The organism is Glaciihabitans arcticus (assembly GCF_004310685.1).
Classification (GTDB): Bacteria; Actinomycetota; Actinomycetes; order Actinomycetales; family Microbacteriaceae; genus Conyzicola; species Conyzicola arctica.
In genome coordinates this window covers 1336986-1348675 of record NZ_SISG01000001.1, presented here as the reverse complement: position 1 = coordinate 1348675, position 11690 = coordinate 1336986, and the positions used below count along the sequence as shown (strand labels likewise).

Below are 11690 nucleotides of genomic sequence, written 5' to 3'. Positions count from 1 at the left end.
GTGACCTCCCTCGACCGCCGGCTCGGAACGCGCGACGCCGTATTCCTCGGTCTCGGGTCGATGCTCGGCGCGGGCGTCTTCGCCGCGTTCACCCCGGCCGCACAGGCCGCCGGATCGGGGCTGCTCGTCGGCCTCGTCATTGCCGCGATCGTCGCGTTCTGCAACGCGACCTCGAGCGCGCAACTCGCCGCCGTGTACCCGACCTCGGGCGGCACCTACGTTTACGGGCGGGAGCGGCTCGGTGAGTGGTGGGGCTTCGTCGCCGGCTGGAGCTTCGTCGTGGGCAAGACCGCGAGTTGCGCGGCCATGGCGCTGACCTTCGCCGCCTATGCGGCACCCGCCGGGTGGGAGCGGCCACTCGCGGCGATCGCGGTCGTCGTGCTGGGCATCGTGAACTATCGCGGCATCGCGAAGACCGCAGCACTCACTCGTGTGATCGTGGTGATCGTGTTGCTGGTCCTGGCGGTGGCTGTGGCCTCCGCGGTGCCGGCCGTGTCGTTCCAGCACGAGCTCTTCAGCTCCGGTCCCTACGGCATTCTCCAGTCCGCCGGGTTGCTGTTCTTCGCATTCGCCGGGTACGCGCGCATCGCCACGCTGGGGGAGGAGGTGCGGAATCCCGCGCGCACGATCCCGCGCGCCATTCTGATCGCGCTGGGTATCACCGTTCTGGTCTACGCCGCGGTTGCCGTTGTGCTGCTCGGGTCGCTCGGAGCCGGGGGCATCGCCGGTGACGCCGCACCGCTCGCGGCGTCCGCCGTCGGCCAGTTCGCGTGGGCGGCTCCGGTGGTCCGCGCGGGGGCGGCGATCGCCGCGCTCGGAGCCCTGCTCGGGTTGATGGCGGGCATCGGACGCACGAGCCTGGCGATGGCGCGGGAGCGCGATCTGCCGGGATGGCTTGCGGGGGTGCATCCCGAATATCGTTCGCCGTATCGCGCGGAACTGCTGCTCACCGTCGTGGTCGTCGTGCTCGTGCTCACGCTGGATCTACGCGGCGCGATCGGGTTCTCATCGTTCGGGGTGCTCGTGTATTACTTCGTGGCCAACGTCGCCGCGCTCAGCCAGCCGGCGGCGGACCGACGCTACCCGCGAGTGATCGCCGCGCTCGGGGGAGTGCTGTGCGCCGTGCTCGCTGCCACGCTGCCCTGGCCGTCGATAGCGGGCGGAGTGCTGGTTCTGGTGGCCGGAGTCGTCTATCGGCTCATTCGATTGCGGGCCTCCTCCTAACCTGCAAAGAAACAGTTGCAAAGAAGTGCTTGCAAAGAAAGCTTTGCAAGCGTATCTTTGCATTATGAGCAACGACAGCACCCCCGAGCTTCCGCCCCCGTCCACACAGGCGACGGTCGACATCCCGGCGCGCATTGTCGACATGGAGGGCCTGAAGGCGCTGGCACACCCGCTGCGCGTGAAGATCCTCGACACCCTTTCCACCTATGGCGAGTTCACCGCGAGCGGCCTGGGCGAGCGCCTTGGCGAGTCGAGCGGTGCGACCAGCTACCACCTGCGCCAGCTCGAGAAGCACAAGTTCGTGCGCGAGGTGCAGGGTCGCGGCACGGGTCGCGAGCGCTGGTGGGAGCGGGTTCCCGGCGGAATCATGGTCGGCAGTCCGAGCGAGGAGTCCACGCCGTCCGAACGCGCGGCGAGCAAGCTCGTGCTGCGCGAGTGGATGGTCAACCGCCGGATCGTCCTCGATGACTTCCTCAACAACGGCGACGATGTGCTGTCGCAGGCGTGGATGGAAGCCTCGGTCGTCTCCATGTCCAACCTGAATCTCACACGCGAACAGGCCTCAGACCTCTCGACCCGCCTGCAGGGCGTGCTCGACGAGTTCGTCGTCGCGTACCGGGGCCAGAAGGTTCCCGGCGCCCGTCCCGTTCAGACACACATCAACGTGTTCCCCGTCATCGACGGCACGCAGGTTCCTGAAACGACAAGCAAGGAAGTCCCATCATGACCACCATCACCATCGAGTTCACTCGCTCCCGCCGCCAGGGTGCGGCATGGCTCGCAACCGGCCTCGCCGTGGCCCTGCTCGCCTGGGCGGAGACCCGCTTCCAGCGTACGATCGACCACGCCGAGCAGGCGCGCCTCGTCGCGAACGCCGCGAGCCTTCGTCACCGCGAGCACGCCGCCCTGCGCTTCGTGCAGCCGCAGCGCTGATGACTGCTCCCGCTACGCCGAAGCTCCCGCTCGGCCGGGACTTCGGCAAGCTGTGGGCCGCCTCGGTCACCTCGAACCTCGCTGACGGCCTCGGTCGCACCGCGATCCCGCTTATCGCCACCACCCTCACCAAGGATCCCGTTCTCATCGCGGGCATCAGCGCCCTCGCCTTTGTGCCCTGGCTGCTGTTCGGAGTGCTGTCGGGTGTGATCGTCGACCGCGTGGACCGTCGCTACGCCATGGCCGTCGCCAACGGACTGCGGGTGCTCGCCGCGATCGCGATCGCCCTCCTCATCACCACCGGTGCTATCACCATCTGGTGGCTGTACGCCGCAGTGCTCGTGTTCGGACTCGCCGAGACCGTTTACGACAACGCGACGATCGCCGTTATGCCCAGTGTTGTGCCGAAGGGCGGCCTCGAGCGCGCCAACAGCCGCATGCAGGCCGCGGACACGCTGGTACAGAATTTCGTCGCGACACCGATTGCGGGTGTGTTGTTCGCCGTCGCGATCGTCATCCCGATCTGGTCGACGGCCGCGGGTTTCGCGGTGGCCGGCGCTCTCGCCCTGCTGCTGCCGGCCTCGGCGGCGCGTGCGCTGCGAGCCGAGCCGGCCGCCGGCGAGGCGCGGGCCACGGCCGGCGCAGACGTGCGGGAGGCGATGTCCTTCCTCCTGGGGCATCGCTTCCTGCGCAACCTCATAGCGGCGACCGCGCTCATCGGCCTGATGCTGACGCTCGCCCAGGCGACGTCGATCCTGTTCCTGCTCGACACGCTCAGCGTGCCCATCTGGGCGATCGGTTTCGCGACCGCCGGTGTCGGCGTGGGCGCGATTGCGGGTGCCCTGCTCGCGAGCTTCTTCGTCGAGAAGATCGGCCGCGGCCGGGTCATGTTCTTAGGCACACTCGTCAGCAGCATCGCGATGGCGCTCACCGGTTTCGGCCCGAACGTTTGGATCGCCGTCTTCTTCTACGCGTTGAGCGCGTTCGGCATCTCCGTCTGGAACGTGTCCTATGGCTCGCTGCGCCAGGAGCTCATCCCGGGCCCGCTGCTCGGTCGCACGATCGGCATGATCCGCACCATCACGTGGGGGCTGTTCCCGATCGCGGCCGTGCTCGGCGGATTCCTCAGCCGCATCGACCTGCGCCTGCCGTTCTGGGTCGGCGGAGGCCTGAGCGCGATCGTCGTGCTGGTCGCCGCCCGGCTGATGCTGTCGTCGAGCGACCAGAAGCCCTATGAGGCGCCCGCTTCAGACGCCGCTGCAGAAGCTCAGGATGACGTCGCCGCCGAACCGCAGCCGCGCGTCGAACCGGTCGAGCCGCTCTAGCTGCGGTGGCCGCTCCAGCAAACCTCGCGTTCTAGTCCTCGTATGTGGTCGCGACCGCGCCGTCGTGCCCCACGCGAATGGTGGTGCCGTCGTCGAGCTGCACAACGGGACGTCCCTCGAGCCAGGTGAGCGTCCAGCGCCACTGCTCGGTGGGAGCCTCGGCGAGCTGCGCCTCGGCGTCGCGCACCGCGAGCACAACCGCTTCAGGAAGGGTCGCGGGCGGCGTCGCGCCGACCGCCCAACGGGTTCCGAGCTGCATCAGTTGTGTCCCTGGCTGTTGTGGTCGTGGTGGTGGTCGTGCGTGCTGGGCTGGTCGTCGAGGGGATCTGTCGCGAGCACCTTTTCGTAGGTGACCCAGCTGGTGCGGGTAGCGACCCGGTCGTACACGCGCTGCGCCGCGGCATTGTCGGCGGCCGTGATCCAGCGGAGGGTGCCGCCGCCGCTCGCGGTGGCCAGCTCCGACAGCGTCTCGATGAGGGCTGTAGCCGCACCCGCGCCACGCGCTGCGGGATCCACGTACAGGTCGTCGAGGAACCACCCCGGGCCGCCGGTGAAGGTGTCGTACTGCAGGCGGAAGTGCGCGAAGCCGATCGGTCGATCGTCTGAGTCGGTTACCACCAGCGCGTCGATCTCGCCCGAATGCCCGATCAGGCGCTCGAAGACGTTGTCCACGATCTCCTGCGTGAACGCGGTCTTGTAGAACACCCCATAGGCCACGAACAGACGGGCCCAGTGCACCTTGTCGCCGGGACGGATCGCCCGAACCGCAGGCGCTTCCGCAGCAGTGGCGGCGAGATCGTTCAGGTCGCTCATCAGCTTGCCTCGGGTGTGACCTCGGCGAGCACGATGTCGGTGACGGAGATCTCGTCGGCAACCATGAATGTGACATCGGCGATGCGGCCGACGGCCTTGAGGTCATCGAGTCCCTGCTCGAGCAGGGCAGGTCCGCTGATCGTGGCGGAAGTGACCTCGGTCTTCTGCGACGCCTTCGCGTCGGTCTTGGCGCGGCGGATGCCGATGAGGGCCTCACTCACGAGGGGCAGGAGGCCGGTCGGTGTGGCGTCACCGCGGGGCGTGGGCCACGCGGCGGTGTGCACCGAGTCGTTGTGGGTCCAGCTCCAGACCTCTTCGGTCGCGAACGGGATGAACGGCGCAAACAACCGCAGCAGCACGTCGACCGCCTCGCGCAGCGCGAGTACGGCGCTGGCCTGGCCTTCCGCGCTGGACGAGCCGTAGGCGCGCTCCTTGACCAGCTCGAGGTAGTCGTCGCAGAAGACCCAGAAGAAGTGCTCGGTGACCTCGAGCGCCTTGGCATGGTCGAATTCGTTGAATGCCGTGGTCGCGACGCCGATCACGCGGTCGAGCTCGGCGAGCAGGTCGAGGTCGAGCGCTTCGGAGATTTCAGCCAACGGGGAGATGCCGGCCGCAAATATTGAGTCCTCGGATATTTGCCCCGTAACAGGGAAGCTGTACACGAACTTGGCCGCGTTGAGCACCTTGATGGCGAGTCGGCGGCCGATCTTGATCTGCTTGGGGTTCTGCGGGTCGAAGGCCGCGTCGGTGCCGAGTCGGCTGGATGCTGCCCAGTAGCGCACCGCATCGGATCCGTGGTCCTCGAGCATCGCGGCCGGGGTCACGACATTGCCCTTCGACTTGGACATCTTCTTACGATCGGGGTCGACGATGAAACCGGAGATGCCGGCGTTCGCCCACGGCACCTTGCCGTGCTCCTGCTCGGCGCGCAGCACCGTGGAGAACAGCCAGGTGCGGATGATGTCCTGGCCCTGCGAACGGAGCGAGTACGGGAAGACCAGGTCGAACAGCTCGGGGTCGCGCTCCCAGCCGCCGGCGATCTGAGGCGTGAGGCTCGAGGTGGCCCAGGTGTCCATAATGTCGACCTCGCCGACGAAGGTGATGCCGCGGTCGGCCTCGCTGTATCCGGCGGGAACGTCGGCGGCGGGGTCGACGGGCAGCAGGTCTTCGGTGGGAACGATGACCGCGCCCTTGTTGCCCTCGGCGTCCAGTTCGTACCAGACCGGGATGGGCACGCCGAAGAAGCGCTGGCGAGAGATCAGCCAGTCGCCGGTAAGGCCGCCGACCCAGTTCTCGTAGCGAACGCGCATGTGGTCGGGGGTGAAGCCGATGTCCTTGCCGGCCTGCAGCAGGCGCTCGCGCAGTTCGGGATCGCGCGCGCCGTTCTTGATGTACCACTGTCGGGTGGAGATGATCTCGAGCGGCTTGTCGCCCTTCTCGAAGAACTTCACCTGGTGGGTGATCGGACGGGCGTCGCCGACCATCTCACCGCTCGCCTTTAGAAGTTCGACGGTCTTCGCCTTGGCGCTGAACACGGTCTTGCCGGCGAGCTCCGCGTAGATCTCCCGGGCCTCGTCGGAAAGGATCTCGGGGCCTTCGGCCAGGATGCGTCCGTCCGCGCCGATGATGGTGCGATTGGGGAGGTCGAGTTCGCGCCACCAGACCACGTCGGTCACGTCGCCGAAGGTGCAGATCATGGCGATGCCCGATCCCTTGTCCTTCTGGGCGAGGTGGTGCGCGAGGATCGGCACCTTGACGCCGAAGAGCGGGGTGGTGACGGTGCTGCCGAATAGTTCCTGGTAGCGCTCGTCGTCGGGGTGCGCGACGAGGGCGACGCACGCGGCGAGCAGCTCGGGGCGGGTGGTCTCGATGTGGATGTCACCACTCGGGTTCTCCGCCGTCGGCGTGCCGTGGAAGGCGAGGCGGTGGTACGCGGCGGGCTGTTCCTTGTCTTCGAGCTCGGCCTGCGCGACGGCGGTGCGGAACGTGATGTCCCACAGCGTCGGGGCGTCGGCCTGGTAGGCCTCGCCGCGCTCGATGTTGCGCAGGAAAGCTCGCTGCGCCGCGGTCTGGGCTTCGTCGCCGATGGTGCGGTAGGTCTGCGTCCAGTCGACGGAGAGCCCGAGCATGCGCCACACATCCTCGAATTGCTTCTCGTCTTCGACGGTGAGGCGCTCGCACAGTTCGATGAAGTTGCGGCGGCTCACGGGCACCTGGTCGGCAGCCTTGGAGGACGCGTTGTCGCCGCCCTCGAGCGGCGGGACGTAGCCCTCGACGTAGGGGAGCGACGGGTCGCAGCGCACGCCGTAGTAGTTCTGCACGCGACGCTCGGTGGGGAGGCCGTTGTCGTCCCAGCCCATCGGGTAGAAGATCGTTTTGCCGAGCATGCGCTGGTAGCGCGCGATGAGGTCCATGTGGGTGTAGCTGAACACGTGGCCGATGTGCAGGCTGCCGGACGCGGTCGGCGGGGGAGTGTCGATCGAGAAGATGTTCTCGCGGGTCGCAGAGGCGCGGTCGAAGCCGTAGGTCTTCTCGGCCTCCCATACCGGACCCCAGGTTGCTTCGAGCCCTTCGAGGGCCGGCTTCTCGGGCATGGGACGGCGGAAGGCGCTCGATGACATGGGAACTCCGTTTTCCTTATATGCGGCACCGTGTCGGTGGAGAGGTGCCTGAGTGTGTGGTGCATCCAGCTTAACCGAGCGGGCTGGACCCGGGGTGCTGCGCCGGGCGGCCGAGCGGCCGAGCGGCCGAGATGGAGAGTTGCCCTAGCTCAGGCGCAGCTCGGGCTCGGTGCGGTAGATGCGCCCCTGCGGACTCGTCCACTCGAGGGTGCCGGGAGCAACCGTCGCGCTTGCCGGAATCTGGCGCACACTCCACGCCGTCTCGCCCTTCAGGGTGTGATGCCCCTGGCACAGGCAGGCAAGATTGTCGTGATCGGTGCCGCCGCCCTCGGCCCAACCGAGAGTGTGATCGATTTCGGTGCGCATCGCCGGTTGCGAGCAGCCGGGAAAACGACAGGTGCCGTCTCGGGCCCGCAGCCAGTTGCGCACCACCTCGGGTATTCGATAACTGTCCCTGCCGACCGAGAGCACCGCACCCGTTTCGGGATGTGTGAGCAACCGGCTGAGACTCGGCGCCTCTGAGGTCAGTTGGCGGGCCATGTCGGCGTCGATGGGACCGTAACCCTCGAGCGTCGCCGGCTCATCTGACTGCCGCAGCAGTGTGAGTGCGGGGACCGTGACCATAACGCGGGCGGTGACTCCGCGCGGAACCGGGTGGGTCGCGCCCGCCCAACTGCCCGGGTCGGCAGGGTCGAACCCGGGCGTCTCGCCACGCAGGAGCAGGGCACGAGCCGCGTCTGCCCGGCGCTGTGCGAGGGTACGCGGGTCAGCGGGCACCGTCGCGGACAGGTCGGTGAGTCGTTGGAAGATGGCGACAGCGTCTGCGGCGGGTAGGTAGACGTTCAGCCAGGCCATTCCGTCGCGGTCGGGGCACAGCTCCACCTCGCGATCGGCTTCTGCGCGAACGCGCCGCTCGACCATGGTCTCGGGGTGCAGTTTCTCGCGGAGGCTGCGGACCTTGCGGTCGAACTGAGCCGCGGTCAGCCGTTCGGCGAAGGCGAGCGCCACTTCCTCGAGGGCCGCGATGTCGGCCGGATCGAGGCAGGAGGTCTGATCGACCATGACGCGCGCGTGCCGCTCGCTGATCGCGGCCGTGCTGAGCGCCTCGAAAGTCGCGGGCAGCGAATTCACCAGCATCTCGGCCTCGGCGAGCTGTCGTTCGGCGGTTCGCTCCGGGATGCGTGTTGCGCTCGCAAGCTCGGCTCGGAGGGAGCGCAGCCGCAGGGATGAACCCGGCCCTGGCTCGTCGTCGAGCAGGGCGTTGAAGACGACCGCCTGATGAAGGGCCGTGACCCGCTGGGCCTGCAGCATGGCGATTACGTTGTCGATGCCGATGACCGCGTCGATCGACTCGGAGACCACGCGTTCGACGGCACCACGAGTCAGCGATTCACTCGGCGTGAATTGCTCAGGTGGGGCCAGGAATGTCATGCGGAAAGTCCATCGGACCCCACCGACACCAGAGGCGGTTATCCACCGGAAAACGGGCCCACTGTGAACAAGTTTCTTCAAAGATTTTTTGGGGAGGACAAGAGACACTCCCCAGAGCCCTCCCGTACGACTACTTGAGTACTGTCACCGTGCGGTGCGTGAGCAGCCCCGCGGCATCCTCGAGGGTGACCGTGTAGACCTGGCTGGCCAGGGTGCAGTCGAAGGTGAGGTTGTCGTAGCGGAAGGTGGTGGGCAGATCCGACTCATACGGGGCTGCCTTCGCGTCGGTGGTCGCGATGCCGATGTAGGCGGTCTCGGCGCCCGATCCGGCCCAGGTGAAGAGCAGCGGACGTGTGATGTCGCCGTCGACGCAACCGGCGGACTCCGGGGCGGTGAACGCGTCGAAGACCGGTCCGGGCGCCGCAGGTGGAGCGACCGACTCGACGGGGGTCGGCTCCGTTGTGGGGGTCACCTCAGGCGTGGGAGTCACGGTCGGTGCGGCGGTCGGCGTGGTAGTCGCCTCCGGTGTTCCGGTGCCCGGGGAGAGCGTGAGAACGAGAAGCACGATGATGCCGACAAGGAGCACTCCGGCGATGGCAATGAGCGTGTACATCAGCGCGCGCGACTTCGGCTCGGCACGGGCTTCTGCGATGGCCGCGCTCGCCGAGGCCGGCGGCAGGGGCGGACCGGAGCGCTGGATGAGCTCGGTGGGGCGATCGTTGCCCGCGGGCGTGGGAGCCGCGGGGAAGATACGTGTGGCGTCGTAACTGCCCGCATCCACAGAACCAGGCTGGGCGTCGAATCGCTCCGTCGGCAGGTCGGAACCAGGCGGGGCGTCGAACCGCTCGGTCGGCAGGTCGGCGGACGGCTGCCCAGACGACGGCTGCCCAGACGACGGCTGCTCCGACGAGGGCTGCTCCGACCCTGGAACGGTGAACCGCTCCGTCGGGGTGTCTTCGGGGTCGGCGGGTGTGGGCTTGTCGTCGCTCATGGCCGCAATTCTAGGGGCGGCTCATGAAAGAACACCGACGCTAGAGCGCGTCGATGGCCCCCTGGAAGCCGCGGCAGACGGGCGTGACCGCCGCATCCAGGTACGGTCCGAACTCGCCGCGGGTGGTGCCGGCGTTGGCCCAGTCCTGCGCTGCGGCGACGGCGGCGCCGAACGCGGCGAAGCTCGCGGCGCGTCCCAGACCGCGGGCGCCGGCGGGCAGGCGGTCGGCCACAAACGATCCGAGCACGTGCGCCTGGGCCGACAGGCGGCTCATTGCGGAGGCCTGCAGCTCGTGCACGCTGCCGATCATCGAGTACTGCGTCAGCGCCCACGGCACGCGGTTGGGGCCGAAGTCGGAGGCGACGGCGAGCAGGGCATCCCGAATTGCAGACATCACGGGGGTGTCGGTCGACGACGCACGTAGGGACTCCATGAGCAGCCCCAGGCTCTCGTCGAGGTCGACCCAGAAGACGTCACTCTTGGAGGGGAAATAGTTGAAGAACGTGTTGCGGCTCACACCCGCCCGCTGTGCGATTTGGTCGACGGTTGTTCCCGCGTAGCTGTTCTCCAGGAACAGCTCGAACGCGGCCTCCTGCAGCATCGCGCGGGAGGAGGCGAGAGGGCGGCCACGAACAGAAATTATGAACTCCGGGAATGATTAATGGACTGAGTCTATTTATGTAGGATAGATCACGCACCCCACGGAAGATTCCCGAAAGAAGTCATGCTCACATCACGGCGCCTCGGCGCAGCAGTCTCTGTCATCGCGGCCTCAGCGCTCCTCGCCGGTTGTGCCGCACCCTCAGGCCCGGTCGAGCAGTCGCTCACCTTCGCCATCGAGGGCGCCAACCTCAGCGCCGGCCACATGGACCCGCACTCCAGCCAGCTCGACGTGAGCGCACTCGTCGGCCGCAACGTTCTCGACTCGCTGGTCGCGCAGGACACCGACGGCAGCTTCGTGCCGTGGCTCGCCACGTCCTGGGAGATCTCCGACGACCAGCTGCACTACACCTTCCAGCTTCGGGATGACGTCACCTTCACCGACGGCGAACCGTTCAATGCAGAGGCCGTCAAGGCTAACTTCGACCACATCACCGCCGAGGAGACCGCTTCGGCGCACGCCGCGAGCATGCTCGGTGCGGGTGCCGCGTACGTCGACACGACCGTCGACGACGAGTACACAGTCAGCGTCAACTTCTCGACTCCCTACGCTCCCTTCCTGCAGGCGGCCAGCACTTCGCTGCTCGGCTTCTACTCGCCGAAGGTGCTCACCGAGAGCGCCGACAAGCTGAAGACGGGCGGGCCGGATGTCACCGTCGGCTCCGGTCCCTTCATCCTGACCGAGTACGTGCCCGACCAGGAGCTCGTCTACACCGCGAACCCCGACTACAACTGGGGTCCGGAGAACGCCGAGCACACCGGCGCATCCGACATCGAGGACCTCACGATCCGCATCCTGCCCGAAACGAGCGTGCGCACCGGCGCCCTCACGAGCGACGAAGTCGACATCGCGACCAACCTGACCCCGAACACGATCGACCAGGTCGGCGACGGCTTCACGGTCAAGTCGGCCGAGTACCCGGGCATCCCGTACTCGATCCACGTCAACGAGTCCTACGGGGTCTTCAAGGACCCGCTCGTGCGCGAGGCGTTCTCGATCGGGTTCGACATCGACTCCGCGGTGGACAGCATCTTCTTCGGCCAGTTCCAGCGCGCCTGGAGCGTTCTCGGACCGACGACCCCGAACTCGTACGACAAGTCGCTCGAGGGCTCCTGGCCGTACGACGCCAAGAAGGCCGGCGAGCTTCTCGACCAGGCCGGCTGGACCGAGCGCGACTCCGAGGGGTACCGCACCAAGGACGGCAAGCGCCTGAGCGCCCGATGGATCGCGTACACACCCATCCCCGACGATCGGGCTGCGCTGGCAGACGTCATCCAGTCGGATCTCAAGGACATCGGCTTCGAGATCAAGCGTGAAGCGCTCGAGCCGGCCGCGTACAACGAACAGTACGGTCCGCGCACCTACGACCTGACCGACTGGAGCTTCGCGAACGTCGACGCCGACGGTCTGCGCAGCCACTTCCACACCGGCGGTTTCCAGAATGCGTCGACGGTCTCCGACCCCGAGCTGGACCAGCTGCTGGATGACGCCGTGGCGACCAGCGACGAGTCCGTTCGAACCGGGCTCTACGAGCAGGTGCAGCAGTGGAACGCGAAGGAGCACCTCATGGTGCCGATCTACGTGCCCTCGCTGCTGACCGGCTACTCGGACACCGTGAAGGGGCTCACCTTCGACCTGTACGGACGCCCTTTGTTCTACGGTGCCTCGATTGGTGCTGAATAAGCGCGATA

General features: G+C 67.3%; 11 protein-coding genes. 5 read left to right on the top strand and 6 right to left on the bottom strand.

Translation table 11 applies throughout. From position 1 onward, the window contains the following. The 4 genes from EYE40_RS06460 (at window position 1) to EYE40_RS06445 (ending at window position 3482) form a co-directional block, all read left to right on the top strand. A complete protein-coding gene (locus EYE40_RS06460) occupies window positions 1-1224 on the top strand; it encodes an APC family permease (protein WP_275669397.1) in 1224 nt (407 codons plus the stop codon). 64 nt (window positions 1225-1288) lie between these two features. Further along, window positions 1289-1951, top strand: a complete 663-nt coding sequence (locus EYE40_RS06455) for an ArsR/SmtB family transcription factor (protein WP_130981181.1) — start codon at window positions 1289-1291, stop codon at window positions 1949-1951. Beyond that, window positions 1948-2157, top strand: a complete 210-nt coding sequence (locus EYE40_RS06450) for a hypothetical protein (RefSeq protein ID WP_130981180.1) — start codon at window positions 1948-1950, stop codon at window positions 2155-2157. Before EYE40_RS06455 ends, EYE40_RS06450 begins: the two co-directional genes overlap by 4 nt. Continuing rightward, a complete protein-coding gene (locus EYE40_RS06445; RefSeq protein WP_130981179.1) occupies window positions 2157-3482 on the top strand; it encodes an MFS transporter in 1326 nt (441 codons plus the stop codon). Before EYE40_RS06450 ends, EYE40_RS06445 begins: the two co-directional genes overlap by 1 nt. Window positions 3483-3513: 31 nt before the next feature. On the opposite strand, the gene EYE40_RS06440 is transcribed toward EYE40_RS06445, so the two are convergent. The 6 genes from EYE40_RS06440 to EYE40_RS06415 all read right to left on the bottom strand — a co-directional run bounded on the left by EYE40_RS06440 (window position 3514) and on the right by EYE40_RS06415 (window position 9939). Beyond that, entirely contained in the window at window positions 3514-3741 is a 228-nt protein-coding gene (locus tag EYE40_RS06440; RefSeq protein WP_130981178.1) for a hypothetical protein, read from the bottom strand. Then, the gene (locus EYE40_RS06435) at window positions 3741-4295 is read right to left on the bottom strand and encodes a GNAT family N-acetyltransferase (protein ID WP_130981177.1); all 555 of its coding nucleotides are present in this window, start codon (window positions 4293-4295) and stop codon (window positions 3741-3743) included. Before EYE40_RS06435 ends, EYE40_RS06440 begins: the two co-directional genes overlap by 1 nt. Next, the gene (gene valS / locus EYE40_RS06430) at window positions 4295-6916 is read right to left on the bottom strand and encodes a valine--tRNA ligase (protein ID WP_130981176.1); all 2622 of its coding nucleotides are present in this window, start codon (window positions 6914-6916) and stop codon (window positions 4295-4297) included. Before valS ends, EYE40_RS06435 begins: the two co-directional genes overlap by 1 nt. A 144-nt stretch (window positions 6917-7060) precedes the next feature. Next, window positions 7061-8347 carry an HNH endonuclease gene (locus EYE40_RS06425; RefSeq protein WP_130981175.1) on the bottom strand — a complete coding sequence of 429 codons (1287 nt, stop codon included), beginning with the start codon at window positions 8345-8347 and terminating at the stop codon, window positions 7061-7063. A 130-nt stretch (window positions 8348-8477) separates the two neighbouring features. Continuing rightward, window positions 8478-9338, bottom strand: a complete 861-nt coding sequence (locus tag EYE40_RS06420) for a hypothetical protein (RefSeq protein ID WP_130981174.1) — start codon at window positions 9336-9338, stop codon at window positions 8478-8480. 40 nt (window positions 9339-9378) lie between these two features. Continuing rightward, the gene (locus EYE40_RS06415; protein WP_130981173.1) at window positions 9379-9939 is read right to left on the bottom strand and encodes a TetR family transcriptional regulator; all 561 of its coding nucleotides are present in this window, start codon (window positions 9937-9939) and stop codon (window positions 9379-9381) included. A gap of 123 nt (window positions 9940-10062) precedes the next feature. Between EYE40_RS06415 and EYE40_RS06410 the strand changes: the two genes are divergently transcribed. Further along, on the top strand, window positions 10063-11682 hold the full coding sequence (locus EYE40_RS06410) for an ABC transporter substrate-binding protein (protein ID WP_130981172.1): 1620 nt from the start codon (window positions 10063-10065) through the stop codon (window positions 11680-11682). Window positions 11683-11690 lie beyond the last annotated feature (8 nt).

Excerpts from the sequence above, each read along its gene's own strand:
- EYE40_RS06455 (WP_130981181.1), top strand. The coding sequence starts at position 1,289 with ATGAGCAACGACAGCACCCCCGAGCTTCCGCCCCCGTCCACACAGGCG.
- EYE40_RS06450 (WP_130981180.1), top strand. The coding sequence starts at position 1,948 with ATGACCACCATCACCATCGAGTTCACTCGCTCCCGCCGCCAGGGTGCG.
- EYE40_RS06445 (WP_130981179.1), top strand. The coding sequence starts at position 2,157 with ATGACTGCTCCCGCTACGCCGAAGCTCCCGCTCGGCCGGGACTTCGGC.
- EYE40_RS06440 (WP_130981178.1), bottom strand. The coding sequence starts at position 3,741 with ATGCAGCTCGGAACCCGTTGGGCGGTCGGCGCGACGCCGCCCGCGACC.
- EYE40_RS06435 (WP_130981177.1), bottom strand. The coding sequence starts at position 4,295 with ATGAGCGACCTGAACGATCTCGCCGCCACTGCTGCGGAAGCGCCTGCG.
- valS (WP_130981176.1), bottom strand. The coding sequence starts at position 6,916 with ATGTCATCGAGCGCCTTCCGCCGTCCCATGCCCGAGAAGCCGGCCCTC.
- EYE40_RS06425 (WP_130981175.1), bottom strand. The coding sequence starts at position 8,347 with ATGACATTCCTGGCCCCACCTGAGCAATTCACGCCGAGTGAATCGCTG.
- EYE40_RS06420 (WP_130981174.1), bottom strand. The coding sequence starts at position 9,338 with ATGAGCGACGACAAGCCCACACCCGCCGACCCCGAAGACACCCCGACG.
- EYE40_RS06415 (WP_130981173.1), bottom strand. The coding sequence starts at position 9,939 with ATGCTGCAGGAGGCCGCGTTCGAGCTGTTCCTGGAGAACAGCTACGCG.
- EYE40_RS06410 (WP_130981172.1), top strand. The coding sequence starts at position 10,063 with ATGCTCACATCACGGCGCCTCGGCGCAGCAGTCTCTGTCATCGCGGCC.